Annotated in this window: 24 protein-coding genes; 11 read left to right on the top strand and 13 right to left on the bottom strand. The window is 68.8% G+C overall.

Annotation, left to right across the window (positions count from 1 at the left end; all coding sequences use genetic code 11):
- The first annotated feature begins 48 nt into the window (after positions 1 to 48).
- From ACGHX3_RS17050 to rarD, 4 genes are all read left to right on the top strand, one after another.
- Entirely contained in the window at positions 49 to 2,229 is a 2,181-nt protein-coding gene (locus tag ACGHX3_RS17050) for a carboxy terminal-processing peptidase (protein ID WP_394695694.1), read from the top strand.
- Positions 2,230 to 2,375: 146 nt separating this feature from the next.
- The gene (locus tag ACGHX3_RS17045; RefSeq protein ID WP_394695693.1) at positions 2,376 to 3,221 is read left to right on the top strand and encodes a methylated-DNA--[protein]-cysteine S-methyltransferase; all 846 of its coding nucleotides are present in this window, start codon (positions 2,376 to 2,378) and stop codon (positions 3,219 to 3,221) included.
- 227 nt (positions 3,222 to 3,448) lie between these two features.
- The gene (yedA, locus tag ACGHX3_RS17040; protein WP_394695692.1) at positions 3,449 to 4,354 is read left to right on the top strand and encodes a drug/metabolite exporter YedA; all 906 of its coding nucleotides are present in this window, start codon (positions 3,449 to 3,451) and stop codon (positions 4,352 to 4,354) included.
- Positions 4,351 to 5,256, top strand: coding sequence for an EamA family transporter RarD (gene rarD, locus ACGHX3_RS17035; RefSeq protein ID WP_394695691.1), 906 nt, complete (start codon positions 4,351 to 4,353; stop codon positions 5,254 to 5,256). The genes yedA and rarD overlap by 4 nt, the downstream gene beginning before the upstream one ends.
- A gap of 87 nt (positions 5,257 to 5,343) precedes the next feature.
- Here rarD and ACGHX3_RS17030 read toward each other — a convergent pair whose 3' ends face one another.
- From ACGHX3_RS17030 to ACGHX3_RS17020, 3 genes are all read right to left on the bottom strand, one after another.
- The gene (locus ACGHX3_RS17030; RefSeq protein WP_394695690.1) at positions 5,344 to 5,925 is read right to left on the bottom strand and encodes a hypothetical protein; all 582 of its coding nucleotides are present in this window, start codon (positions 5,923 to 5,925) and stop codon (positions 5,344 to 5,346) included.
- A gap of 8 nt (positions 5,926 to 5,933) precedes the next feature.
- A complete protein-coding gene (locus tag ACGHX3_RS17025) occupies positions 5,934 to 8,126 on the bottom strand; it encodes a molybdopterin cofactor-binding domain-containing protein (RefSeq protein WP_394695689.1) in 2,193 nt (730 codons plus the stop codon).
- Positions 8,127 to 8,190: 64 nt separating this feature from the next.
- The gene (locus tag ACGHX3_RS17020; protein WP_394695688.1) at positions 8,191 to 8,646 is read right to left on the bottom strand and encodes a (2Fe-2S)-binding protein; all 456 of its coding nucleotides are present in this window, start codon (positions 8,644 to 8,646) and stop codon (positions 8,191 to 8,193) included.
- Between the two features lie 171 nt (positions 8,647 to 8,817).
- On the opposite strand from ACGHX3_RS17020, the gene ACGHX3_RS17015 reads away from it, so the two are divergent.
- Together ACGHX3_RS17015 and ACGHX3_RS17010 are read left to right on the top strand one after the other, a co-directional pair.
- Positions 8,818 to 9,777: an XdhC family protein gene (locus ACGHX3_RS17015; RefSeq protein ID WP_394695687.1), complete on the top strand. Its 960-nt coding sequence runs from the start codon at positions 8,818 to 8,820 to the stop codon at positions 9,775 to 9,777.
- On the top strand, positions 9,774 to 10,379 hold the full coding sequence (locus ACGHX3_RS17010) for an NTP transferase domain-containing protein (RefSeq protein WP_394695686.1): 606 nt from the start codon (positions 9,774 to 9,776) through the stop codon (positions 10,377 to 10,379). The genes ACGHX3_RS17015 and ACGHX3_RS17010 overlap by 4 nt, the downstream gene beginning before the upstream one ends.
- 39 nt (positions 10,380 to 10,418) lie before the next feature.
- On the opposite strand, the gene ACGHX3_RS17005 is transcribed toward ACGHX3_RS17010, so the two are convergent.
- From ACGHX3_RS17005 to ACGHX3_RS16990, 4 genes are all read right to left on the bottom strand, one after another.
- Positions 10,419 to 11,729, bottom strand: coding sequence for an ABC transporter permease (locus tag ACGHX3_RS17005; protein ID WP_394695685.1), 1,311 nt, complete (start codon positions 11,727 to 11,729; stop codon positions 10,419 to 10,421).
- 13 nt (positions 11,730 to 11,742) lie between these two features.
- On the bottom strand, positions 11,743 to 12,903 hold the full coding sequence (locus ACGHX3_RS17000) for an ABC transporter permease (RefSeq protein ID WP_162337503.1): 1,161 nt from the start codon (positions 12,901 to 12,903) through the stop codon (positions 11,743 to 11,745).
- A gap of 12 nt (positions 12,904 to 12,915) precedes the next feature.
- Positions 12,916 to 13,605 (bottom strand): ABC transporter ATP-binding protein, encoded by a 690-nt coding sequence (locus ACGHX3_RS16995; protein WP_192273399.1) that lies wholly within the window; start codon positions 13,603 to 13,605, stop codon positions 12,916 to 12,918.
- Positions 13,606 to 13,799: 194 nt separating this feature from the next.
- On the bottom strand, positions 13,800 to 15,044 hold the full coding sequence (locus tag ACGHX3_RS16990) for an efflux RND transporter periplasmic adaptor subunit (RefSeq protein ID WP_394695684.1): 1,245 nt from the start codon (positions 15,042 to 15,044) through the stop codon (positions 13,800 to 13,802).
- A 233-nt stretch (positions 15,045 to 15,277) separates the two neighbouring features.
- Between ACGHX3_RS16990 and ACGHX3_RS16985 the strand changes: the two genes are divergently transcribed.
- The 5 genes from ACGHX3_RS16985 to ACGHX3_RS16965 all read left to right on the top strand — a co-directional run bounded on the left by ACGHX3_RS16985 (position 15,278) and on the right by ACGHX3_RS16965 (position 20,768).
- Positions 15,278 to 16,198 (top strand): ABC transporter ATP-binding protein, encoded by a 921-nt coding sequence (locus ACGHX3_RS16985; protein ID WP_394695683.1) that lies wholly within the window; start codon positions 15,278 to 15,280, stop codon positions 16,196 to 16,198.
- A complete protein-coding gene (locus ACGHX3_RS16980) occupies positions 16,198 to 16,956 on the top strand; it encodes an ABC transporter permease (RefSeq protein ID WP_213604652.1) in 759 nt (252 codons plus the stop codon). Before ACGHX3_RS16985 ends, ACGHX3_RS16980 begins: the two co-directional genes overlap by 1 nt.
- A 28-nt stretch (positions 16,957 to 16,984) precedes the next feature.
- Positions 16,985 to 18,175, top strand: coding sequence for a sensor histidine kinase (locus ACGHX3_RS16975; protein WP_394695682.1), 1,191 nt, complete (start codon positions 16,985 to 16,987; stop codon positions 18,173 to 18,175).
- A gap of 173 nt (positions 18,176 to 18,348) precedes the next feature.
- Positions 18,349 to 18,951, top strand: a complete 603-nt coding sequence (locus ACGHX3_RS16970) for a response regulator transcription factor (protein WP_213604653.1) — start codon at positions 18,349 to 18,351, stop codon at positions 18,949 to 18,951.
- 104 nt (positions 18,952 to 19,055) lie between these two features.
- Positions 19,056 to 20,768, top strand: coding sequence for a diguanylate cyclase (locus ACGHX3_RS16965; protein ID WP_213604654.1), 1,713 nt, complete (start codon positions 19,056 to 19,058; stop codon positions 20,766 to 20,768).
- Here the strand turns inward: ACGHX3_RS16965 and ACGHX3_RS16960 are convergent.
- The 6 genes from ACGHX3_RS16960 to ACGHX3_RS16935 form a co-directional block, all read right to left on the bottom strand.
- Complete coding sequence (locus tag ACGHX3_RS16960; RefSeq protein ID WP_213604655.1) at positions 20,753 to 22,126, bottom strand: M17 family metallopeptidase; 1,374 nt, start codon at positions 22,124 to 22,126, stop codon at positions 20,753 to 20,755. The two genes, ACGHX3_RS16965 and ACGHX3_RS16960, sit on opposite strands and share 16 nt — an antisense overlap.
- Positions 22,123 to 22,863 (bottom strand): HAD family hydrolase, encoded by a 741-nt coding sequence (locus ACGHX3_RS16955; protein ID WP_394695681.1) that lies wholly within the window; start codon positions 22,861 to 22,863, stop codon positions 22,123 to 22,125. Before ACGHX3_RS16955 ends, ACGHX3_RS16960 begins: the two co-directional genes overlap by 4 nt.
- 856 nt (positions 22,864 to 23,719) lie before the next feature.
- Entirely contained in the window at positions 23,720 to 24,835 is a 1,116-nt protein-coding gene (locus tag ACGHX3_RS16950) for an AI-2E family transporter (protein ID WP_394695680.1), read from the bottom strand.
- A 171-nt stretch (positions 24,836 to 25,006) separates the two neighbouring features.
- Entirely contained in the window at positions 25,007 to 25,438 is a 432-nt protein-coding gene (locus tag ACGHX3_RS16945) for a hypothetical protein (protein ID WP_162337493.1), read from the bottom strand.
- Entirely contained in the window at positions 25,438 to 25,911 is a 474-nt protein-coding gene (locus ACGHX3_RS16940) for a phage holin family protein (RefSeq protein ID WP_394695679.1), read from the bottom strand. The genes ACGHX3_RS16945 and ACGHX3_RS16940 overlap by 1 nt, the downstream gene beginning before the upstream one ends.
- 9 nt (positions 25,912 to 25,920) lie before the next feature.
- Positions 25,921 to 26,283: a hypothetical protein gene (locus ACGHX3_RS16935; RefSeq protein ID WP_202924151.1), complete on the bottom strand. Its 363-nt coding sequence runs from the start codon at positions 26,281 to 26,283 to the stop codon at positions 25,921 to 25,923.
- Between the last annotated feature and the right edge of the window lie 47 nt (positions 26,284 to 26,330).

The raw sequence follows: 26,330 nt of genomic DNA, 5'->3' as shown, positions 1-26,330 counted from the left end.
ATCCGCAATCCGTTCCAGCCTGACGGGCCTCCGCGCCACGAGTACGCAATGACACTGAAGAAAGCCCCCCTGCTGCTGCTTGTCCTGGCCCTGTCGACCCCGCTGGCGCTGCTCGCGCGCGGCGACGGGGATGCCATCACGGTGGCCCCCACCGCCGACCAGGCCAACACGTCCAAGCTCGTGTACGGCCTGCTGTCGGACAGCCGCTACGCGTACCGGCCGCGCCCGCTGGACGACACGCTGTCGCAGGACGTGTTCAAGCGGTACTTCGAAGCGCTCGACGGCGGCAAGCAGTTCTTCACCGCGGCGGATGTGGCGCGCTTCGCGCCGTACAAGACCAGGATGGACGACGCCATCCGCTCGGGTGACCTCGCCCCGGCGTACGAGATTTTCGCTGTCTACAAGCAGCGCGTCGGCCAGCGCGTGGCGTTCGCGCGCGCGCTGTTGAAGCAGGACTTCGACTTCGCCGGTGACGAGCGTTGGGAGTACGACCGCAAGGACGCGCCGTGGGCAGAGGACGGCAAGGCGCTGGACGCGATCTGGCGGAAGTCCGTGATGAACGACTGGCTACGGCTGAAGCTGGCGGGCAAGAAGCCTGACGACATCCGCAAGACGCTGGACAAGCGGTACGCCAACCTGCAGCGGAGCATCAACGAGCTGAAGACCGAGGATGTCTTCCAGACCTTCCTCAACGCCTACACCAGCGCGATCGATCCGCACACGGACTACTTCACGCCGCGTACCGCCGAGAACTTCAACCAGTCGATGTCGCTGTCGCTGGAAGGCATCGGCGCCGTGCTGCAGCGGCAGGACGATCTGGTGGCGATCCGCGAGATCGTGCCGGGCGGCCCGGCCGACCTCAGCGGCAAGCTGAAGATCGGCGACCGCATCGTCGCCGTCGGTCAAGGCAAGTCCGGCCCGATGACCGACGTGATCGGCTGGCGCATCGACGACGTGGTGGCGCAGATCCGCGGCAAGAAGGACACGCAGGTCCGCATCGAATACATCCCGGTCGAAGCCGGTATCGACGGCAAGCACGCGCAGGTCACCATCACCCGCCAGAAGGTCAAGCTGGAAGAGCAGGCGGCGAAGGCCGAGACCATCACGCTGCCGGCCACCGGCGACGAGCCGGCGCGGCGCATCGGCGTGATCAAGCTGCCCGCGTTCTACCAGGACTTCGAGGGCCGTCGCCGCAATCCGAACGACTTCAATTCCGCGACCCGCGACATCGCCAAGCTGCTCGCCCAGTTCAAGTCGCAGGGCGTGGACGGCGTGGTGATGGACCTTCGCAACAACGGCGGCGGTTCGCTGGACGAGGCGGTGGAACTCACCGGCCTGTTCATCGACAAGGGGCCGGTGGTGCAGGTGCGCGAATCCGGTGGCCGGGTGACCGTCAACAGCGACCGCAAGCCTGGCGTGGCGTGGGACGGTCCGCTGGCGGTACTGATCAACCGCGCGTCGGCATCGGCGTCGGAGATCTTCGCCGGCGCCATCCAGGACTACGGTCGTGGCCTGGTGATCGGCGAGACCAGCTTCGGCAAGGGCACCGTGCAGAACATGGTCGACCTGGACCGCTGGCCGGCGAACGAAGCGCCGCGCTTCGGCTCGGTCAAGCTGACCATCGCGCAGTTCTTCCGCGTGGCCGGTGGCAGCACGCAGCACAAGGGCGTGGTACCGGACATCGCGTTCCCGGTCAGCGTCGACGCGACCGAGTATGGCGAGAGCACCTACGACAACGCCTTGCCGTGGACGCGGATCGCCGCCGTCCCGCACACGCAGTACGGCAACTTCGCGCCGCTGCTGCCGAAGCTGGAGGCGCTGCATGCGGCGCGCTCGGCGAAGGACAAGGAGTTCCAGTGGTGGTCCGAGGACGTGGCGCATTTCCGTGCCGAAGCGGCCAAGAAGTACGTTTCGCTCAACGAGGCCGAGCGTCGCGCCGAGCGCGATCGCCAGGACACGCAGCGCAAGCAGCGGCAGGCCGAGCGCAAGACGCTGGGGTTGGCGCTGGACCCGCTGGCCGAAGACCTGGCCGATGACGGCCTGGGTGCGTCCGAGCGCGACATCGTGAAGGATGCGCAGCGCGAGAAGCTGGCGGACAAGCGTCCCGATCCGCTGCTGCGAGAGTCCGCCGCCATCCTGTCCGACGCCATCGACATCCTGGGCCAGGACCGCAAGCTGTCGGCGCAGGTCCTGCCCGATTCGCCGGGTCCGGGTCGCTGGGCCCAGTAAGCAGGAGTGAGGGCAGAGAAGTGAGCTCGACGGTCGGCCAATCCGGCATCCGCTCACTTCTCACTCCTCCGGCCTCACTTCTCGCGCAGCGCAAGATCCGGATAGCCTCCCCGATGCGCGTTCCCTAGTCTGGGCGCATGGACACCATGCCGCGCCGATCGTTACCCACGTCTTCCGCCATCTCCACCGATCCGCTGGAGCTGGCGCGTCGCCTGCTCGACGAGGGCGAACCCTCGCTGTCGGACCTGGCCTCGCGTACCGGCCTCAGCGCGTCGCACCTGCAGCGGCGCTTCCGTGCGCGTTTCGGCCTGAGTCCTGCCGAGTACCTGGCCCGCAAGAAGCTGGGGACGCTGAAGAGTGCGCTGCGCGAAGGGCGCGACGTCACCACCGCGCTGTACGACGCCGGCTACGGCTCGCCGTCGCGCCTGTACGAGCAGGGCGCGTCGAAGCTCGGCATGACGCCCGCGACGTATCGCGCCGGCGGGCGCGGCGTGGCGATCCGCTGGACGCTGGTGGACACCGTGCTCGGCCGCACGCTGGTGGCCGCGACCGAGCGCGGAATCTGCGCGGTGGAACTGGGCGATGACGATGCGGCGCTGGAGCAGAAGCTGCGTGAGGAATTCCCACTGGCCCAGCTCGAACGTGTCGAGGCTGGTCGCGACGACTTCCTCGCGCCGCGCCTGCGTGCGGTGGCCGAGCGTCTGGCGGGCGGCGATGCCGAGGTGCCGGTGGACCTGCTCGGCACCGGCTTCCAGCAGCGCGTCTGGGATGCGCTGATGAAGATCCCGGCCGGCGAGACGGTCAGCTATGCGGGCCTGGCGCAGTCGCTGGGTGCGCCGCGCGCGGCACGGGCGGTGGCCAGCGCCTGCGCGCACAACCGCATCGCCGTGGTCGTGCCCTGCCATCGCGTGATCCGTGGCGACGGTTCGCTCGGTGGCTACCGCTGGGGATTGCCGCGGAAGCAGCAGTTGCTGGCGCGCGAGCGCGGCTGACCGACCACATCCGGTAGGAGCGCCCCCTAGGCGCGATGCTTTTTTATGAGCTTGTCGACGCACAAGCATCGCGCCCAGGGGGCGCTCCTGCAGTTTCCAGGGATGTGGCTTGAGCGGTGTTCAAGCCTGCCCGGAAAGGTTTCAAGCAACCGAGTGCATTGCGGCCACGCCGCGGGTACGCGACTGGCCTAGAATTGCACCACACCGCATTCCCTCCGGTTCCCCCCATGACGTCCTCCGTTTCCGCCGCGCCCGCGCGTGGCGGCCTTGCCGTCGCTGCCGCCCTGGCCATCGTCTACGTGGTCTGGGGTTCGACGTACCTTGGCATCCGCTTCGCCCTGGAAGGCGGCTTTCCGCCGCTGCTGATGGTGTCGGGCAGCCGCTTCGTGGTCGCCGGAGGCGTGATGTTCCTGTTCCTGCTGTGGCGGGGCGTCGCGCCGCCCACACGCGCGCAGTGGAAGAACGTGCTGGTGATGGGCGCGCTGCTGTTGCTGATGGGCAATGGCATGGTGGTGCTGGCCGAACAGACGGTGTCGTCCGGCCTGGCCGCGGTCGCGGTGGCGTCGATGCCGTTGTGGATGGGCCTGTTCGGCGCGATGCGCGGCCAGCATCCGACGAAGGGCGAGTGGCTGGGCATCATCATCGGCTTCGCCGGTGTGGTCTGGCTCAACGCCGGCAGTTCGCTGACCGGTTCGCCGGTCGGCCTGGTGTTGCTGCTGATCGCGCCGATCGCGTGGGCCTACGGCTCGGTGTGGTCGCGCGGTCGCGACCTGCCATCGCCGTTCATGACGGCGGCGGCGCAGATGCTGGCGGCCGGCGTGATGCTGGTCGTTGCCGGCCTGCTGCATGGCGAGCGTTTCGATGCCGCCGGCTGGACGCTTACCGGTGGGCTGGCGGTCGCGTACCTGGCGGTATTCGGGTCGATCATCGCGTTCACCGCCTACGTGTGGCTGCTGCACCATGCGCGCCCGGTGCTGGTCGGCAGCTACGCCTACGTCAATCCGGTCATCGCGGTGGCGCTGGGCGCCTTCATCGCGGGCGAAACCTTCACGCCGCATGATCTCGGCGCGATGGCGGTGATCCTCGCTGGCGTGGTGGTCATCACGCTGGCACGCGCACGGCAGTCGAAATGAGCGCATTGCCCATCGACCGCAAAGGGCTGGCGATCACCGCCGGCACGTTCCTGATCTGGGGCGTGGTGCCGCTTTACTGGCACCTGCTGAAGGCCGTGCCGTCGTTCCAGATCATCGCGCACCGCATCGTCTGGAGTGCGGTCCTCGTTATCGGCTGGCTGCTGTTGAAGAACGGACGCACGTGGTGGCGGCGGGTGCGCGCCCAGCCACGCGCGGTGCCGCTGCTCGGCGTCAGCAGCCTGCTGATCGCGTTCAACTGGGGCCTGTACATCTGGGCGGTAAACGCGGGGCATGTGGTGGAAACCAGCCTCGGCTACTTCATCAATCCGCTGATCAATGTGGTGCTCGGCGTGCTGGTGCTGCGCGAACGGTTGTCGACCGCGCAATGGATCGCCGTGGGCTTTGCGCTGGTGGGCGTGGCGTGGCTGACACTGCAGGCGGGTTCGCCGCCGTGGATCGCGCTGGGGCTGGCGTTCTCCTTCGGCCTGTACGGACTGGTGCGCAAGCTGGTCGCGGTGGATCCGGTGGCCGGTCTGGGTGTCGAGAGCCTGTATCTGGTCCTGCCCGCGCTGGCCTACGTGATCTGGGGCGAGTTCGGTCATGGCGGTGGCTTCGTCAGCGGCTACGGCTGGAAGAACGACCTGCTGCTGATCTTCGGTGGCGTGGTGACGGCGGTGCCGCTGATCGGTTTCGCCTACGGCGTGCGCCGCATCCCGCTGTCGGTGGTCGGGTTGCTGCAGTACATTGCGCCCAGCATCCAGCTGCTGATCGGCGTGCTGGTGTTCCGCGAGGCGTTCGGCATCGAGCGTGCGATCGGCTTCGCCGCCATCTGGACCGGCCTGCTGATCTTCGCCAGCGATGGCCTGTGGCGCGCGCGCCGCCGCGACATGGCGGCGGCGTAGAGCGGAGCTTGCTCCGCTGCTTTTCCGACACGAGATGCGCACGCCGGACAAGCCCGGCTGTACGCGGTTGTGGACGCGTGTGCCCGTCTAGCCTTGTCCAGCGGGCGCGGGGCAGGGACCGCCGGCCTCCTTCCAGGTCTTGAAGGCGGCAACGAACTGGTCGTGCGGCACCGGCACCGGCGCACGTTCGCCGCCGGGGTTCCACCCCCACAGCACCAGCTTGTCCTCGGCGACGTGCTTGAGCAGCGCGTCGAAGTCGCGACCACCGTTGCGCTTCTTGTCCTGGATCATCTCGCACAGCTGTTCGGCCGGCAGGCCGATCCACGCCATCTTGTGGTCCGGCGGCGGCAGCTGCCAGTGCGGCGCGCCGGGCGGCGCGTGCGGGCCGTAGCTCGCCGGCGCGTTCTGTTCGGCGTGGCAGGTGGAACAGGGCAGGCCCGGCGCGCCCTTGCCGTCCGGTCCGCGTGCGACGTTCATCGCGTGCGGTGTCTGCGTGTCGAACTGCAGCGGCGCGTCGCCGGGGATATGGCAGTTGCTGCAGCGTGGGTGCTGGAACACCTGCTCCACGGTGGCGAAGGCGGTCAGCGCCTGCGCCCGCTGCTCCTCGCTGATGCGGGGCTTGCAGGCCACCAGCAGGAGGACGGTCAACGACATCATCAGGATGCGCATGGCGGGCCTCAGGCAGCAGGGGTGGAGGAAGCGGGCGTCGGCAGGCGCAGCGGCAGTTCGCGCAACCGCTGTCCGGTCAGCTTGAACACCGCATTCGCCACCGCTGGTGCGATCGGCGGCGTGCCGGGTTCGCCGACACCGCCCATCTTCTCGGTGCTCGGCACGATGTGGACCTCGACCTTCGGCATCTCGTGCAGGCGCAGCACGCGGTAGTCGTGGTAGTTCGACTCCTGCACCTGGCCTTCCTTCAGCGTCAGCGCGCCGTGCAGGGCCGCGCCGAGGCCGAACACGATGCCGGACTCCATCTGCGCCTCGACGGCGCCCGGATTCACCGCCACGCCGCAGTCGATCGCGCAGACCACGCGATGCACGCGGATCTGGCCGTCCTCCACTGAGACCTCGGCCACCTGCGCGACATAGCTGCCGAACGATTCGTGCACGGCGACGCCGCGTGCGCGACCCTGCGGCGCGGGCGTGGTCCAGCCGGATTTCTCAGCGGCGAGGTTCAATGCCGCCAGATGCCGCGCGTGATCCTTCAGCAGCGTGCGTCGGTACTCCACCGGATCCTTGCCGGCGGCATGCGCCAGTTCGTCCACCAGGCTTTCCATCACGAAGCCGTTGACGCTGTGGCCAACCGACCGCCACCACAGAACCGGGATGCCGGTCCTGGGCGAATGCAGGTCGACGCGGTGCGCCGGCGTGCCGAGCACGTAGGGCGAATCGGCGACGCCTTCCGTCGAGGTGGCATCGATGCCGTTCTTCACCATCATCGCTTCCATGAAGGTGCCGGCCATGATCGACTGGCCCACCATCACCTGGTGCCAGGCGACCGGCAGGCCGTCCTCGCCCAGACCGACCTTGGCTCTCTCGACGAAGGCCGACCGGTAGTAGCCGCCGCGCGTATCGTCCTCGCGCGTCCACACGGTCTTGACCGGCGCCTTCGCCGCCTTCGCTACTTCCACGGCCTCCGACACCACGTCCGAGGTGGGCGTGGCGCGGCGACCGAAGCCGCCACCGAGGAACGGCGTATGGATGCGGACCTTCTCCGGCGCAATGCCGAGGATCTTCGCGGTGCTGTTCTGGTCCAGCGTGGGGAACTGCGTGCCGCACCAGATATCGCACTCGCCGTCCGCGATCTTGACGGTGCAGTTCAGCGGTTCCATCGCGGCGTGCGCGAGATAGGGCACGGCGTATTCGGCATCGACGGTTTTCGCGGCCTTGCTCAGGGCGGCGATGACGTCGCCGGCGCGTGCGGCGGTCGGGCCGTCCTCGGTCGCCAGTTGCGAGAACTGCTGTCGCAGCGCAACGCTGTCCAGCGTGGCGCCGTCGCCGGCTTCCCACACCACCTGCAACGCATCGCGGCCGAGCTTGGCGGCCCAGAAGTGATCCGCCACCACGGCCACGCCGCTGGGGACCTGCACCACGTCGCGTACGCCGGCGACGGCGCGCGCCGCCGTGGCGTCGAACGATTTCACCTTGCCGCCGAACACCGGCGAGCGCAGCACCACGGCGGTCAACAGGCCATCGAACTGGATGTCCATGCCGAACTTGGCCTTGCCGGTGATCTTCTCCGGCGTGTCCAGGCGCCTGGTCGCCTTGCCGATCAGCTTCCAGTCCTTGGGGTCGCGCAGTGTCAGCGACTCCAGCGCGGGCGGCGCCTGCTTGCCGGCGTCGTCGGCCAGTTCGCCATAGCGCAGCCGTGTGGTGCCCGACACGACGGCGCCGTTCTCGGTGTGCAACTGGTGTATCGGAACATTGAGTCGCGCAGCGGCGGCCTGCAGCAGCATCGCGCGTGCAGTCGCGCCGGCCTGCCGGTAGCGGTCGAACTCGGACCACGTGGTCGTCGAGCCGCCGGTCCCCTGCATGCCGAATACCGGGCTTGTGTACGCCTTGTCTGCGGGGCCGTGTTCGACGCGGATCTTCGACCAGTCGGCGTCGAGTTCTTCGGCGATCAGCATCGGCAGCGTGGTCCAGATGCCCTGGCCCATCTCGGCGTGCGCGAGCAGCACGGTGATCGAGTCGTCGGCCGCGATGCGCAGGAAGGCGTTGGGTACGAACGCGGGCGCCGCGGCGACCTGTGCTTCCTGCGCCCAGGCGAAGCGGCGGGCACCGGGCACGGCGATGGCGACGACGAGGCCGCCACCGACCAGCGCGGTGGAGCGCAGGAAGCCACGACGCGAGGATTTCAATTCAAGGTTCACGGACACGACCTCCGTCGAACATCGGATCGGAGCCGCGGCAATGCATGCCGCGGCGGCGTGGGATTCAGGCTTTGCCCAGCTCGGCCGCGCGATGCACGGCGGCGCGGATGCGCTGGTAGGTGCCGCAGCGGCAGAGGTTGCCGGACAGGGCGTGGTCGATGTCGCTGTCGGTCGGCGCGGGTACCACCGCCAGTAACGCCGCAGCCGACATGATCTGGCCGGACTGGCAGTAACCGCACTGCACGACGTCGAGTTCCGCCCATGCCTTCTGCACGGGATGCGAACCGTCGGTCGACAGGCCTTCGATGGTGGTGATCTTCCTGCCGGCGACGGCGGACGCGGGCGTCACGCAGGCACGCAATGGCGAGCCATCGACGTGCACGGTGCAGGCGCCGCATTGCGCGATGCCGCAACCGAACTTGGTTCCGGTCAGGCCCATCAGGTCGCGCAGGACCCAGAGCAGCGGCATGTCGTCGGTCGCGTCGACTTCGCGCTCCGACCCATTGACGTTCAACTTCATGGTGTCTCCCTGGCGGCGGCGTGGGGCCAGTCGACGATACTCCGTGCCCGCGTGGGCTGCCAGTGAAAACACGCGCCGTCGCTTGCACGATCCTGCGGAAACCTTGCCCGATGCCCCGGACGGCATCCGGGGCGTTGCCTTCGGCCCTGCGCTTGCGCCATCGTGGTGCGCATGTCGGTCCATCGCCACCCGCTGGAAGTGTCCGCGCGCGCCAGCGAGGCCGGCGATGGCAGCGCGTTGGTCGTGGTCGTCGCCACCGAAGGCTCGACCTACGTGCGGCAAGGGGCGATGGCCGTGTTCGCGGCGGACGATACGCAGACGGGTTGGATGAGCGGCGGTTGCCTGGAACCCGAGATCGCGCGGCGCGCAAGACATGCAGTGGCCGGCGGGTATCTCGACGCGATGGAGATCGACACGCGCGACGACGAGGATCTGCTTGCCGGATCGGCGGTCGGTTGTCGCGGGCGCCTGCATCTGGCGCTGCTGCCGCTGGATTGCCTGCGTGGCTGGTCGAAGGTGGTGCAGACGTGGTGGCAGGGCGCAGGCCCGCTGTCGCTGCGGCTGACCGCCGACGGTGCGGTGTCCGCGCGCGCTGGCGATATCGAGCGGGCATGGTCGCTGCCCGTGTCGGCATCCGCGACGGCAGACATCGCCGGCGAAGCGACGGTGTCGCCGCCGCCGCGCGTGGCGATCTTCGGCGCGGGCCCCGAAACCCGGATGCTGGTGGCGTGGCTGCGCCAGCTCGGCTGGCACGTCACCGTGGTGGAGCGGCGCGCGCGCTGGATTCCGGACGATGAAATGGCGGACGACTGGCTGATCCAGTCGCCGGAGGAAGCGCTGCAGATGCTGCATCCTTCGCCCGATGCCGCGCTGGTGATGCACCACCATTTCGAACACGACCGCGAAGCGCTGGAAGCGCTGGCGGCAACGACGATTCCCTTCATCGGCCTGCTGGGTCCGGTGCGGCGGCGCGAGGATCTGCTGCGGGTGATCCCGTCCGTGCTGCATGCCTCGCTGCTGTCGCGACTGCACTCGCCCATCGGGTTGAAGCTGGGCGGGCAGGGGCCGGAAGCGATCGCGCTGAGCATCGCTGCGCAATTGCAGGCGTGGCATCACGGCGAGCCGGCATGATCGCAACGCACGCGGCGGTGGTGCTGGCAGCCGGAGGCAGCACGCGGCTGGGACGACCGAAGCAATTGCTGACGCGCGACGGCGAGACGCTGGTGCATCGCGCCGCGCGGCTGGCGTTGGAGTCCGGCGCGTCGCGTGTGCTGGTGGTTGTCGGCGCGTATGCGGATGACGTCGCTGCGGCGGTGCGCGACTTGCCTGTGGAGTGCGTGGTCAATGCGCGATGGAGCGAGGGGTTGGCGGGCAGCGTACGCATTACCGCGGAGTCGCTCGCGACGCATGCCCACGCGACGCTGCTGCTGACCTGCGACCAGCCCGCGCTGGAGGCGGCACATCTTCAGGCGCTGCTGAACGCGTCCCGTCGCGCGCCGTCGGGGTCCGCCGCGACGCGGCTTGGTGACCGCGTGGGTGTTCCTGCGGTCGTTGCGCCGACGATGCTGCGTGCCGCACTCGCCGTGCGGGGAGATCGCGGCTTGCGTGATGTGCTGAATGCCGCCGATGCCGGGGTCATTGCCTGCGACGCACCGGACCTCCGTGTCGATATCGACACCCCCGGGGACGTTGCGCTGGCCGTATCGAGAGGATGGCTCGATCCGCCCCAATGACAAGGATGCCGGCATGCGCCGGCATCCCCTGAACATGCCTCAGATCGCGCGCAGCGCCTGCGTGATCGGCAGGCGTGCCGCCCGCAACGCGGGGAACAGCCCGCCGACGAGGCCGATGCCGAGCGCCCACTTCAGCCCGCTCCACAGCAGTTCCGGCGTGACCTTGAACTGGAACACCACCTGGCTGAAGTTGCTGCCCAGCGTCGCCACGCTGTAGCCGTTGAACACCGCCCAGGCGATCAGCCCGCCCAGCACGCCACCCAGCAACGCCAGCAGCATCGTCTCCAGCATCACCGCCATCACCACCGGCAGGCCGCGGAAACCGATCGCCCGCATCGTGGCGATCTCGCGCGCACGGCCGGCGACGGCGGCGTACATGGTGTTGAGTGCACCGAACACCGCGCCGATCGCCATGATGGTGCCGATCACCGTGCCGAGCACCTTGATCAGCGTGTTCAGGCCGGTCGACTGCTTGGTGTAGTAGTCGCGCGTGGTCAGCACGTCCAGCTTCAGGCGCGGGTCGTTCTCCATCGCCTGCTTGAACTGGTCGAAGCCCGCCTTGCCTTCGGTGCGCACGGTGACCGACTGGTAGGCGCGGCGGTCGTAGGCCGACGACAGTGTGTCGATGTCGGTCCACAGCTCCGAGTCGTGCGCATCGCCGGAGGCGAACACGCCGACCACCGTCCATTCCTGGTTGCCCAGCTTCAGCGTCTTGCCGACGTCGAGGCCGCGGTACTGGCCCTTCGCGCCCTGGCCGACCACGATCTCGCGCACGCCGACGTTGAACTTGCGGCCCTCGGTCAGCTTCACCTGCGGACGGATCGCCCAGGCGGCTTCGCTGACACCGCGAAACTGCGCGTTGGCGTCTTCGCCGGTGCTGGCGGTCGGCAGGTTGACGATCTGCGACAGCTCCGGCGACAGCAGCGCACGGCCGTCCTTGCCCTTGGCGACGCCGGCCAGCGTGGAGATCAGCGGCACCTGGTCGCGGCTGATGACCGAGTTGGTCTCCGCCTGCGAACCGCCGCGCAGCACGATGGCGGTGTCCTCGCCGCCGGTCTGCTTGAGCGTCGCAGAAAAGCCTTCGCCCATCGCCAGCATCGCCACCAGCACGCCGACCACGCCGGCGATGCCGACCACGATCACCGACGAAGCGCCCCAGCGCTGCGGCAGGCTGGCGATGCCGATCTTCGCCGCTTCCAGCGACAACCGTCCGCTGCGGGTGAGGAACAGCCACAGCATCAGCGCCACCGCGATGCCGAGTACCGCGAACCACGGCAACACGATCCACACGCCCAGGCCGACGACCAGCGCCACGATGGAGATGAGATTGCCCAACCATTGCTTCTTCATGTCATGTCTCCTGTCAGCGGCCGGCCAATGCATCGACGATCTTCAACCGCATCGCACGGGTCGCCGGCAATGCGCCGACGATCAGTCCGATCGCCACCATCAAGCCCAGTCCCATGCCCCAGGTCTGTGCGGGGATGGAGGGCAGCGCGATCATGCCGTTGCTGGCGCCGCTGACCACCGGAATGATGGCCGAGGCGATCGCCATGCCCAGCACGCCGCCCAGCACGATCAGCAGCACCGATTCCACCAGTACCAGCACCAGCACCGTGCCGTTCGTGAAGCCCAGCGTCTTCAGCACCGCGAGCTCGGGGACGCGCTCGCGCACGGCCTGCGCCATGGTGTTGCCGGTCAGCAGCAGCAGGGTGAAGAACACCGCCGCCATGATCGCGGTGACGATCAGGCCGATGTCGGCGAACTGCTTGGCGAAGGACTGGTTGAAGGCCTGTTCGGTCTGGGTCTTGGTCTCGTGCGCGGAATTGGCCGAGATCGCGTCGATGGCGTTGGCCACGCGGGTGGCGTGGTTCACGTTGTCCAGCTTCACCATGTACCAGCCGATCTGGCCGTTGACGTACTGGTTGGCCTCGTCGAAGTACTTCCAGTGGAACAGCAGCTGGTTCTCCTCGCCCTTGCGTTTGCTGTCGGCGAGCTTGAACGTGCCCCGCAGCGTGAGCGGCCAGGCGTTGCTGCCGTCCTTCTGCGGAAAGATCGTCGCCTGCAGCGGGATGGTGTCGCCGATCTTCCAGCCGAAGCGCCTGGCCAGGTTCTCGCCGACGATGGCGCCAGTGCGGTCGGCTTCCCAGGCCTTCAGCTGGGCCGGATCGATGATGTATTCCGGGTACATCTCCATGTAGCCGGGACCGACCGAGAAGTTCGGGAAGAAGTTCTTCGGGTCCTTGTAGATGCCGCCGAACCACGCGGCGTAGGCGCTCTTCTTCACGCCCGGCGTTGCGTCGATGCGGGCCGCCAGGCTGTAGGGCAGCATCTGCGTGATGGACAGCCGCGAGGCCACGACCAGGCGGTCCGCGCCGGCCACGCTGCCGCCGGAGTTGAACGCCACGCGCACCGAGTCGAGCAGGCCGAACAGCAGGAAGGCCGCCACCACCGAGAGCAGGGTCAGCAGTGTCCGCGTCTTGCTGCGGAACAGCGCCGACCAGATCAGCGAGAAATATTTCATGTCCGCCTCCGATCAGTGCGCAGCCGGCGTGTCGGCCAGTTCGCCCTTGTCCAGGTGGATGGTGTGGGTGGCGTACTCCGCCGCCTTCGGATCGTGCGTGACCATGATGATGGTCTTGCCGTGCTCGCGGTTGAGCATCTGCAGCAGGTTGAGGATGTCCTCGGCCGACTGACGGTCGAGGTCGCCGGTCGGTTCGTCGCAGATCAGGAAGGTCGGGTCGGACACGATGGCGCGGGCGATGGCCACGCGCTGCTGCTGGCCGCCGGAAAGTTCGTTGGGCCGGTGCGACTTGCGGTCGGCCAGGCCGACCAGCTGCAGCGCGATCTCCGCATTGCGCTTGCGCTGCGCGCCACCGAGCTTGGTCAGCAGCAGCGGCAGTTCGACGTTGCGCTGCGCGGTGAGCGTGGGCATCAGGTTGTAGAACTGGAAGACGAAGCCGACGTGCGAGCTGCGCCAGTGCGCAAGCTGGCCGTCGTTCATGCGGTCGATGCGCTGGCCCTCGATCTCGATCTCGCCGCCGCTGGGAGTGTCCAGGCCGCCGATCAGGTTGAGCAGCGTCGTCTTGCCCGAGCCGGACGGCCCCATCAGCGCGACGAAGTCGCCGTGCGGGATGTCCAGGTCGATGCCGTGCAGCACCTGCACCTTCTCGGGGCCGCGCTGGTAGGTCTTGGTGAGGTTGCGGATGGAAACCAGGGAAGACATCGGCAAGGTCCTTGTTGGAGGCGGAAAGGCGAACGGCGATGATGAGGTTCGAACAGGACGGATCGTGTCCCCGATGGACACGGTCCGTCCGTGGGACGACGGATGGCGTCGTCCGGGATCGACACGCGCCGGCGGGGCGGCGCGGATAGTCCGGTGATTCGCCGCGCGGGGAAGATCCTCACGCGGTGGAATCCTTACTCGGCGTCTTCGGCCAGCACGACCTTGGCACCGTCCTTCAGTTCGGCAGGCGGGTCCAGCACGACGGTTTCGCCGGCCTGCAGTCCGTCGGTGACGTGGACGTCGTCGCCGAGCTTGCCGGCGACCTTCAGGCTGCGCTGCTGCACGGTGTCGTCGTCGCCGACCACAAAGGCCACCTGCGCGCCGTCGCGCTCGGCCACGCCGGCGCCGGGCACGCGCACACCCTTGGGCTGTTCGGCCTGCTGCGGCTTGGCGGCTTCCAGGAAGCTCACGCGCACGCCCATGTCCGGCACGATGCGCGGATCCTTCACGCCCAGCGCCACGCGCACCTTGACGGTCGCCTTGCTGCGGTCGGCGGTCGGAATGATGGCGATGACCTCGCCCGGGATCTGCCAGTCCGGATAGGCGTTGAGCGTGGCCTGGATCGGCATCTTCGGCTGCACGCGGCCGATGAAGGATTCATTGACCTCCACTTCCACTTCCAGCGACTCCATGTCGACGATGGTGCCGATGCCGGTGCGGGTAAAGCCGCCGCCGGCGGACAGCGGCGACACGATCTCGCCCGGCTGCGCCGCCTTGGCGATCACCACGCCAGCGAACGGGGCACGCACGATGGTGTTGTCCAGGCCGATGTCGGCGATCTTCAGGCGGTCGGCGGCCGTGCGCTCGTTGCGCTGCGCGGTCTGCACCTGCGCACGCAGCAGGTCGCGCTGGGCGACGGCCTGGTCGTACTGCGCTTTCGACACGAGTTGCTGGGCGACGAGCGACGAGAGGCGGCGCGCGTTCGCTTCCGCTTCCACCAGCTGCGCCTGCACGCCCGTGGTCTGGCTGCGGGCGGCCTGCAGCTGGCTCTGCGACAGGGCGCGGTCGGCGTCGGCGTCGATCGGCTCCAGCCGCGCCAGCACCTGGCCGGCCTCCACGCGCATGCCTTCCTCGATCAGCACTTCCTGCACCTTGCCGGTGACCTTGGCCGACACCGTCGCCATGCGGCGCGCGACCACATAACCGGACGCGTCCAGCACCGAGGCGGACGCGGCGTTGTTGCCCAGCGCGACGGTCGGCGCGGTGCGCACTTCCAGCGGTTTCTCGCGGCCGAACACGGCCCAGCCCGCGGCGGCCAGCGCCAGCAGCACCACGACCACGCCCAGCGTGATCCACAGGCCACGGCGCGACGGCGGGGCCGGCGGCGGCGCCTTGCGGTCGATACGGAGTTCCTTCAGCAGGTCGGCAGACGTGTTCATGCGTATCCAGACGGTGAATGCGGGGAAGTGTGACCAGCAAGGGTAACGGAAGCCTAGTTGCCGGAAGTCACTTCCTGCGGCGATGGCGGGCCACGGCCTGCCACGGGGCGCATCGTGGGCCAGTCGTGGCCCGCATCCCAGTGACAACTGTCAGGTGATTCGCCTGAGGGGCCGCACTCATCACCGGGCCGGCGGGCCGGCAGCATGGCCACACCCTCCGGCGAGACCGTCGCATGAACGTCGCAAGCCTTACCACCGCACCGCTGGCCCGCCTGCGCGGCGTGCGCCACCACTATGGCAAGACCCTGGCCCTGGACGGCCTGGACCTGGCGTTGCCCGCCGGGCAGGTGCTGGCGCTGCTCGGCCCCAACGGCGCAGGCAAGAGCACCGCGATCAGCCTGCTGCTGGGCCTGCAGCGCGCCGACGCCGGCACGGCCGAGCTGTTCGGCTTGCCGCCGCAGTCGCTGGAGGCGCGGCGCCGCACCGGCGTGATGCTGCAGTCCGCCGCGGTGCCGGACACGCTGAAGGTGCACGAGCTGATCGACCTGACGCGCGCCTACTACCCGCAGCCGCGCAGCGTCGCGGACCTGGTGGCCTTGGCCGGTCTCGACGGCCTGATGGCGCGCCGCTACGGGCAGCTCTCCGGTGGCCAGCAGCGGCGCGTGCAGTTCGCGATGGCCGTCTGCGGCCGGCCCGAACTGCTCTTCCTCGACGAACCCACCACCGGCCTCGACATCGATGCGCGGCAGACGCTGTGGAAGGCGATCCGCGAACTGCGCACACAGGGCTGCGCGGTGCTGTTGACCACGCACTATCTGGAAGAAGCCGAGGCGCTCGCCGACCGCGTGGTGGTGGTGAACCACGGGCGCCTCGTCGCCGAAGGCACCGTCGCGCAGATCCGCGCGCATGTGGCGCAACGCCGCATCCGCTGCATCAGTGCGCTGCCGGCGGAGCGGTTGCACGGCTGGCCGGGCGTGCAGTTCGTCCAGCGCGACGGCGCCAGGCTGGAGATCGTCGCCGAATCCGCCGAAACCGTCGTCCGCCGCCTATTGGCCGAGGATGCCGCGCTGACCGACCTGGAAGTGCAGCGCGCCGGCCTGGCCGACGCCTTCCTCGCCCTCACCCGTGATGCCGCCGAACAGGAAGCCGCCTGATGGACACGATCGCTGCCGTTCCTTTTTCTTCCCGTCGCGCCTACCTGCTGGAGGCGCGCTACGAATTCCTGCGCCTGCTGCGCACGCCCTCGTTCTCGCTGCCCTGCCTGCTGTTCCCGCCGGTGTTCTACCTGCTGTTCGGCGTACTGCTGGGTGGCAAGGGCGGGCCCGCCGCCGCGACCTACCTGCTGGCGGGCTACAGCGTGTTCGGCGTGATGGGCGTGGCGCTGTTCGGTTTCGGCGTGACCGTGGCGATGGACCGCGAGCAGGGCCTGCTGACCTTGAAGCGCGCGCAGCCGATGCCGCCGGGTGCGTATCTCGTCGCGAAGATGGCGATGGCGGTGCTGTTCGCCGCGATCATCCTGCTGCTGCTCGGCGTGCTGGCGGTCGGCGTGGCCGGCGTGCGCCTGTCGGCGCTGCAATGGCTGGCGCTGGTGGCGACCTGCCTGGTGGGCGTGCTGCCGTTCAGCGCGCTCGGCCTGTGGCTGGGCACGCGGGTGAGCGGGCGCGGCGCGCCGGCGCTGATCAACTTCATCTATTTGCCCATGGCGTTCCTGTCGGGCCTGTGGGTGCCCTTGAACATACTGCCTGCGTTCCTTCAGTCCGTCGCACCTGCATGGCCCGCGTATCATCTGGCGCAGATCGCACAGCAGGTGATCGGCGTGGATGCGGGGCGTCCGCTACTGCTGCACGTCGCCGTGCTGGTTGCCATCACGGTCGTGTTCTTCCTGCTGGCGCGCCGCCGGCTGGTGCGTTGAACGCGGCATCCCCCGTAAGGAGTCGTCGATGAACCTTTCTTCCCCGCGATGGCTGCGCACGCTCACCCGGTTGCGCGATGCGCTGGTGCCCGAAGCGCTGGGCCTGGGCTGGATGCCGGTGCTGCTGCTGGGCTATCTGCTGTTCCTGTTCATGCCGGTCCTGGTGCCGTCGGACAGCAACTGGGGCGACCACCTGCCATGGCGCCTGTGGCCGACGCTGCTGTCCATCGCGGTGTTCCTGCCGATGTACTTCCTCGCCTACCGCGGCAGCGCGATGACGCGGGTGCTGTGCACGTTGGGCATCGCCGCGCTCGGCTGCGGACTGATGGCGTACAACGCCTTCTCCAACACCTACATCATCTATGCGGCGGCCTTCGTCGCGCTGCTGCCCGGCACGCTGTGGACGCGGCTGGTCGCGCTGGCGGCATTGCTGGGGACGTACTACGTCCTGTCCGTGTGGCTGGGGTTCCCGGTGTTCGTCCCGGTGTTGACCGCGATCATCTCGGTGGCGGTGTTCACCGGCAACTACTTCCAGTCGGAGACCGTGCGCAAGCGCGCGGAGCTGAAGCTGTCGCATGAGGAAGTCCGGCGGCTGGCCGCGCTCGCCGAACGCGAACGCATCGGCCGCGACCTGCACGACCTGCTCGGCCACACGCTCTCGCTGGTGGCGCTGAAGTCGGATCTCGCCGGTCGCCTGATCGAGCGCGATCCCCAGGCCGCGCGCAACGAGATCGTCGAAGTCAGCCGCGTCGCCCGCGATGCGCTGGCGCAGGTCCGTCGCGCGGTCACCGGCATCCGTGCCGCCGGCCTGGCGGCCGAACTCGCATCGGCGAAGCTGCTGCTGGAGTCGGACGGCGTCACCCTGCGCTACGACGCACAGGAGGCCGTCGTGCCGCCGGATCTCGAAACCGTCCTTGCCCTGGCCCTGCGCGAGGCGGTCACCAACATCCAGCGCCATGCCCGCGCCACGCTCGCCGAGGTGTCGCTCGCATCGACGGACGAGCATGTGCGGCTGCGCATCCGCGACAACGGCGTCGGCAGCGCCGCCGTGCCGGGCAACGGGTTGAGTGGCATGCGCGAGCGGGTCGAGTCGCGCGGCGGTCGCCTGCGCATCGATTCGACGCTGCGGCAGGGCACATGCGTGGAGATCGTGCTGCCGCTGCCGGCGCGGGAGGACGTACCAGCAGTGTCCAGCGAAGACACCGTGGGAGCGACGTAAGTCGCGAACCGACTATGCCGGATGGATGCATCGACGACACATGGCGACATCGGCGATTCATTCGTGCGATCGCGACTGACGTCGCTCCCACATCGGACCATAGAGTCTTCGCGCTCCCCTACCTGCACACGATTTGCTAGCGTGTCATCCGATCCTTCCCTTCCGGCCTCCCGATGATCCGCGTACTCCTCGCCGAAGACCAGGCCATGGTGCGTGGCGCATTGACCGCACTGCTGGGCATGGAGACCGACATCGAGGTGGTCGGCAGCGCGCCGGATGGCGAGACCGCGTGGCGCGAGCTGCAGCGCCTGAAGCCCGACCTGCTGGTCACCGACATCGAGATGCCGGGGCTGAGTGGCCTGGAACTGGCGCAGCGCATCCAGCGCCACGAGATCGCGTGCAAGGTCGTCATCGTCACCACCTTCGCGCGCGGCGGTTTCCTGCGACGCGCACTGGACGCCGGCGTGTCCGGCTACCTGCTGAAGGATGCGCCCGCCGAAGACTTGGCCGAGGCGCTGCGCAAGGTGCACCGCGGTGGCCGCGCCATCGATCCGCAACTCGCGCTGGAAGCATGGTCCGATGCCGACCCGCTCAACGACCGCGAACGCCAGGTGCTGCGGCTGGCGGGCGAAGGCCAGTCGGCCGGCGACATCGCCAGGCAGTTGAACCTGTCGCAGGGCACCGTGCGCAACTACCTGTCCGAGGCGATCGGCAAGCTGGGCGTGGCCAACCGCATCGAGGCCTACCGGATGGCGCGCCAGCGCGGGTGGCTGTAGCCCCTGCAAGATGTGCCGTGGTTGGCACTTCGGATGTGAGCCGGGTTGTCTCGCCGGACAGTGCGACCTAGTCTGCACCAGACCGTTGCTGCCCCCACCCTGCAATGCCCCTGCGTCATCGCCACGCCAACCGCATCGGCCTGCTCGTCGCGGCCGCGATCTTCGTCCTGATCGGGGTGGGGGTCCTGCTGGGTGCGCAGCGTTTCATCGGCGATGCCAACCGGGTGTCGCACACGAATGAAGTCATCGCGCTGGTCGGTGCCATCGAAGCGCACCTGCGCGACGGCGAGTCGGCCCAGCGCGGTTACCTGCTGACCGCGGACGTCGACTATCTGGCCGATTACCAGCGCAGCCGCGGTGACCTGCCGGAGATGATCGCGGCGCTGCAGTCGCTGGTGCGCGACAATCCGGAGCAGACGCGGCGCGCACTGGCGTGGAAGATCGAGATCGAGCGCCGGTTGGGCCAGATGGACGCCACGCTGGGCAATTACGCGATGGGCGGCCTGCCTTCCGCGCAACGCTCGATCGGGCAGGAGGTGCGGCGCACGTCGGCGGCGCTGCGCGCGCAGGCCCGGCAACTGGTGGCCACCGAGCGGCAGTTGCTCGTGCAGCGCGCCGCGTCCAGCCGGAACAGCGCCACCCTGCTGCGCGCCCTCGCCATCCTCGGCATCCCGCTGGGCCTGATCATCATCGCCGTGGTCTACAGCCTGCTGGTCGGCGAGATCCGCCGCCGTGCGCGTGCCGAAGACGCTGGCGACCTGGCGCGGGCCGAGTTGCTGGACAACATCGATGCACTGGAGCGCCAGGGCACCGACCTCAACGAACTGAGTCGCTACGGCGGCATGTTGCAGAGCTGCGTGAGCGTGGAAGAAGCGGTCGGCCTGGCCACGCAGTACTTCTCGCGCCTGCTGCCGGATGCTGGCGGTACGCTGTACCGCGTACGCGCCTCGCAGGACTACGCCGAAGAGGTCGCCCACTGGGGCGAGCACGCGCTCAACGGGCCGGCGATGTTGCCGCTGTCGGATTGCTGGGCCCTGCGCCGCGGCCAGCCGCATGTGCACCGCGCCCATCACGAATTGCTGCCGTGCGCGCATGTGGCCACGCCGACGCTCGGCGCCACGCCCACCTACGTCTGCGTACCGCTGATCGCGCAGGGCAGCCAGCTCGGCCTGCTGTACCTGTCGGGGCACGATGACGCCTTCCTCGCCCGCATGGACCTGATGAAGACCGCTGCCGAGCAGTTGTCGATGGCGCTGTCGAGCCTGGAGCTGCAGTCGCGCCTGCGCGTGCAGTCGATCCGTGAGCCGCTGACCGGCCTGTTCAACCGCCGCTACCTGGAAGAGTCGCTGGCGCGCGAACTGGCGCGCTGCGAGCGCCGGCACATGCCGCTGGGCCTGATGATGCTGGACCTGGACCACTTCAAGCGCTTCAACGACCTGCACGGGCATGCCGGCGGGGATGCGCTGCTGTCCGAGTTCGGTCGCCTGCTGCAGGCGCTGTCGCGCGACGAGGACATCGCCTGCCGCTACGGCGGCGAGGAGTTCACGCTGATCCTGCCGGAAGCCGACCCGATCACCGTGCAGGCGCGCGCCGAGGCGATCCGTGCCGGCGTGGAAGGCATGCGGGTGACGCACCTGGGGCAGGAACTGCCGCCGGTGACCGTGTCGATCGGCGTGGCGATGTTCCCGCAGCATGGCGGGCTCGGCGAAAGCCTGATGCGGCAGGCCGATGCGGCGCTATACCGCGCCAAGCGCGCCGGCCGCAACCGCGTCGAAACCGCGAAGCTGGAGCCCGCCGGCGATCAGTCGGCCGCGTAGCGCGCCTTCAGCATCGCGTAGGCACTGCGCAGCGCCAGCGCTTCGCCACCAGCCGGGCGTCCGGCGCGATCGCTGTCGTTCCACGCGTAGACGTCCAGATGCGCCCACGCCATGCCGTCCGGCACGAAGCGTTCGAGGTACAGCGCCGCGGTGACCGCGCCGGCCATGCGCGATCCGGCATTGGCCAGGTCGGCGATGCCGCTGGTGAGATAGCGCAGGTACGGACGCCACAGCGGCATGCGCCACACCGGGTCGCGCATGCGCTCGCCGGCGGCGATCCAGTCGTTGGCCACCGCGTCATCGTTGGCGAACAGCGCCGGCAGGTCGGGGCCCAGTGCGATGCGCGCCGCGCCGGTGAGCGTGGCGAAGTCCAGCAGCAAGTCCGGCGCCTGTTCACCGGCATAGGTCAGGGCGTCGCACAGGATCACGCGGCCTTCGGCATCGGTGTTGTCGATCTCGACGCTGACGCCCTTGCGCGTGGCGATCACTTCGCCGGGACGGAATGCGTTGGGGCCGATGCTGTTCTCGACCGCCGGCACCAGCAGCGTCAGCCGCACCGGCAGCGAGCGCGCCATCACCAGTCGCGCCAGCGCGATCGCATGCGCCGCGCCGCCCATGTCCTTCTTCATGTGGCGCATGCCGTCGGCCGGCTTGATGTCCAGGCCGCCGGTGTCGAAGCACACGCCCTTGCCGACCAGCGCCACGTGCGGATGCGAGGCGTTGCCCCAGCGCAATGCGATCAGCCGCGGCGCGCGGTGCGAGGCGCGGCCCACCGCGTGGATGGCGGGGAAGTTCTGCGCCAGCAGCGCGTCTCCGGCAACGACCTCCACCTCGGCGCCATGGGTGGCGGCGAGGTCGCGCACCGCGGCTTCCAGATCGTCCGGACCCATGTGCTCGGTCGGCGTGTTGACCAGGTCGCGCACCTGCAGGCTGGCATCGAGCAGGTCCAGCGCTTCGGCATCGGCCCGCGGCAACACCAGCCGCGCCGGCTTGCGCGGCGGCTGCTTGTAGCGATCGAACCGGTAGCTGCCCAGGCCCCAGCCGAGTTGCAGCGCGGTGCGTGCCTCGGCGGACAGGTCGCTGGCGACCTGCCAGTCGCCCGCCGGCAAACCGAAAGGGGCATGCGCATAGGCATACGGATCGAGCGCGTCGCCGATGCCGATCACCGCGCCGGCCAGGCCGTTCTCGCCCGGCAGCGGCAGCAGCGAGCCGGGCGACGCGGTGAAATTCTGCGCGTCGAGCCAGGCGTTCACCGCCGGCGACTGCGTCGCGCGCCAGGTCGCCAGTTGCGTGCGTTCGAGCACATGCAGCGGACGCGCGTTGGGGGAGGAATCGGTATAGGCGAGGGCAGCGCTCATGCGGCGGCGTGTTCCGTGGCGAAGTCGGGGTGGGCGTCCAGCCAGTCGGCCAGCGCGGTGAGGGTGGCGAATTCCAGATCAGGACGCAGCGCGTCGTGCGGCCATGCGCGTGGAGGCCCGCCGTGGTCTTCCGGACGGTTGATCCAGCAGCTGCGCAGGCCGGCCTTCAACGCGCCGACGGCATCCATTTCGATATGGTCGCCGACGTGCAGCACTTCGCCCGGCGGTACGCCAAGCAGGTCGCAGGCGGCGTGGAAGATGCTGGCGTCGGGCTTCGCCGCGCCGTGCTCGCGCGAATGCACCTGGTGCACGAACAAGTGCCCCAGCCCGATCCGCTGCAGGTCGGCATTGCCGTTGGTCACCGCGGCGATGGGCAAGCGTGCGGCGATGCGTTGCAGCGCGTCCAGTGCGTCCGGGTAGTACTCGACCTGGTTGCGCGCGGCGTAGAAGGTCTCGTACGCCGGTTCCAGCAGGGCCATGTCGGCACCGCTTTCGCGCAGGGCGTGTTCCAGCGTCAACCGGCGCAGGCGGCTGAGGTCGTGCAGGTACTGCGGATGGGCGGCGAAGATGTCTTCGCGCACGGCGCGCATGCGTTCGACGGGGAACATGGCGGCGGTGGCGGGGCTGTGTTCGCGCAGCCAGTCGTCAAGGACGCGCTCGATGCGTGCGCCGATGGGGGCGAACGGCCAGAGGGTGTCGTCGAGGTCGAGGGTGATGGCGCGGACGGGGAAGCTCATCGGGTCGATTTTACACGCGGGCGGCTGGGGCCCTTTCACCGGCGCCAGGATGAACCCCCTCTCCCTGCGGGAGAGGGGTTGGGGAGAGGGCCAACGAAGTCCACTGCCCGTGCGGACACTGGATCTGTCCAAAGGCGCGCTGCGACTCTTGTTTTCCAGGCCTGACGGGGCGGTTCTTTGACGCGCAAGCATGGTGCCGCTCGCCGCGGGGGCCCTACTTTTCTTTGCTTGTGCAAAGAAAAGTAGGCAAAAGAAACACACCCCGGCGGTCCGCCCGCCGCTGCGCGGCGGGTGCGCAGTCCCGGCGCGAATTTTCGTGCAGGGCATCCCCGTATCGCGTACGGGGCAGGCTCTGCCCTGTGCGAAAACGGCGCACATCCTCGTGCGCCGCCCTGCGGGTTTTACACGCCGGGCCTGCCGGACCTCAGGGGCCCCAAAAGCCACGCCTGAGACCTCCAGACCGCTGCTTTGCTTTTGTTTGCCTTCTGGTCCCCATGAGGCACGGCGAGTGGGCCGGGTACAACCCGAAGGGCGCCGTCATGGATGACGGCGTTTTCGTATGGCACATGGATGTGCCTTACGAAAATTCCCGGCCTGCTCGCGGACCCGGAGCGCGCAGCGCGGAGGGCGTGCCGCCTGGGGTGTGTTTCTTTGATTCTTTCTTTGCACAAGCAAAGAAAGAATGCCTCCGCGGCGAGCGGCGCCATGTACGGAAAAGAAGATGCGACCCGCAAGGCGCCATTGAATCAAAGCGCCATCGTGGACGTTGTGCCAGTCAGGCAGATCAAAGAGGCGGGCTTCGTTGCCCCTCACCCCAACCCCTCTCCCGGCGGGAGAGGGGCTCGGAACGCCGCGACTACTCCAGCAGCCGTGCCCATCCTTCCATCCCTTCCACCCGCGCCAGCACCAGCTTCACGCACACCAGCAACGGCACCGCCAGCAACAACCCGATGATTCCCCACAACCACCCGAACAGCATCAGCGCCAGGATCAGGATCAGCGGCGACAGCGCCATCCGCCTGCCCAGGATGATCGGCGTGACGATCTGACCCTCGATCGTGTGCAACACCAGGTAGGCGATCGCCGGCAGCATCGATTGCAATGGCTGCTCGAACGAGATGAAGCCCACCAGCAGCATCGCCACCATGCCGATCAACGGTCCCACGTAGGGCGCGAAGTTCAGCAGCGCCGCCATCGTGCCCCACAGCAGCGCCTCGGCCAGTGGTAGACCCAGCAGGTACAGCACGCCTGCGAACACGAAGCCGACCACCGTGTTGATGATGCTGATGGTCAGCACGTAGCGGGACACTTCGCGCTCGATCGAATGCAGGATCTCCACGGTGAACTTCTTCTGCTGCCGTCCGGGCAGCAGCGCGATCGCGTTGCGCTGCAGGTTCTCGCCGTAGACCATGAAGAAGAACGTCAGCAGCACCACCGCCAGCAGCGAGGCGACCACGCGCGGCGTCGCCAGCAGCTTGCCGTACGGGTCGTCCGGCCTGGCCTGCACGATCTGCGGCTGCCGTCCGGTCTGGCTGCCGGCGGCGGCACGGGCGAAGTTCTCGGCGGCCTTGTTGGCGTCCTGCACGGGCTTGGTCAGTTCGCGCAGCTTTGGCGCCAACTGGCGCATCTCGCGCGGCGCCTGCTGCGCCCATTCCATCGCCGAGGGCAGCATCTTCTGCGCCAGCAGCCCGGCCACGGCCATGCCACCCACCAGCACGATCAGCGCGCCGACGAAGCGGGGGATGTAGAGCTTCCGCAGCACGCGGATGATCGGGTTACCGACCAGGGCGAAGAACATCGCCAGCAGCACCGGCAGCAGCACTTCCTGCGCCGCCCACAGCGTGTAGCCCACGGCCAGCGTGGCCAGCACCAGCAGCGGCGTCGACGCGCGCGGGCGTGAAGGTGGCGGCGTGACCTGGGCGGGCGGCGTAACCGGGGCGGGCGGTGTGTCGGGTGGAGCAGGTGTGCTCATGGGCAGGTGGCCGCCTGGAGGGATGCGCGATTGTGGCGGCAATCCTGTGGGAGCGACGTGAGTCGCGATGGGCGCGGAGGTCGGGCGCGTGTGGTGCGTTCACCCGCGCGCTAGGCGGGACACGGCCACATGAAGAGCTCGCGACTTACGTCGCTCCCACAACCCTTAACCCTAGCGCTCGGACAGCTCCGTCGCCGCTTCGGCCGGGCGCGGGGCGGTGACCACGATGTCGTCCTGGTCGAAAGCCTCGTCCACCAGCGGCTCCTCGTCGGCCTGCACGCCCTCGGCCTGTTCCTGCATGTCCTGCGCGGTATCGGCTGCCTGCTCGGCGGTGTCGGCCGCGGCCGCCGCCTGCGCGCTCGCCACGAAGCTGGAGACCGCGGTGAACATCTGCATCCAGCGTGCGCCGTTCATCGCGCGCAGCGGTTCGGCGCGCCCGGCCAGGAAGCCGCTGACCACGCCGGCGATGACGATGCGGCCCGGCGTCCAGCCGTCCTTCCATGTCTGCTTGAGGATGGTCCAGTACAGCGACGTCTGCGCGCCACGCAGTTCCACCCGCTTCTCCGCACGCTCCACGTGCTGCTGCAGTTGCTCGAAACGCATCAGACGCCTCCGTTGCCGGCGGGAGGCGGCGCCGGCGGCTCTTCCTCGTCCGCGCGGTCCTCGTCGAACAGGCCCAGCTTCGACAGCTGCCGGCGCGTGGCGTGCATGCCGGTGTAGTCGAAGTAGCGCCCCACCTTCCACGCCGCCAGCGCGGCGACCGCCAGGCTGAGCAGCGCCGCGAACGACAGCGACTGCAGCCAGGAGAATCCGAAGCGCTGCATCAGCGCGATCAGCGCGCCGGTGACCAGCAGCCAGGCCGAGGCGCCGAACACGATGGCCACGCCGGCCCAGGCCAGCGCGCGGCCGAAGGCGCTGCGCGCCAGCGCGAAGTCGGCCGACACCAGCGCGCGCATCGCGCGCCCGGTGTCCTTGGCCGAGCCGTACGCGGCACGGCCGGCCTCACCGACCTCCTTCAGGCTGTCGATGAGGTCGGGCGGTGGCGGCGTCTCGGTGTCGCGGGGCGCGTCGCTCACGCGGCGGGCTTACTTGTCGCCGCCGCTGCGCGCCAGCTTGGCGATGATCCAGCCGGCAGCGAAGGCGACGCCGAACGAGGCGATCGGGCGCTCGCGGATCAGGTCGGCGGCGCTGTCGATCAGGTCGCGACCCTTGTCCATCAGCGCATCGACCTGCTCGCGGGCGGCGCCGCCGCCGGCTTCGGCCGCAGCCAGGCCCGACAGCGCGCCGTCGGCGAGTTCGGACTTGATGTTCGCCTTGCCCAGGCGGAGTTCGTCACCGGCGGCGCTGGCCGCGCCCTTGATGGCTTCGCCGGCAGCGGCAGCGGCCGAGGCGAGGTGCGATCCGGCTTCGCCGAGGTTGGACTTCAGGGCATCGGTGTTGGTGGGCATGCTCATGGGTGTCTCCTGCGGGCGGGGGATGCGGTCACTCTAATGCA

It is taken from the genome of Pseudoxanthomonas japonensis, assembly GCF_043632995.1.
In the GTDB taxonomy this organism is placed as follows: Bacteria; Pseudomonadota; Gammaproteobacteria; order Xanthomonadales; family Xanthomonadaceae; genus Pseudoxanthomonas_A; species Pseudoxanthomonas_A japonensis.
This window is presented reverse-complemented; position numbering and strand designations above follow the sequence as displayed.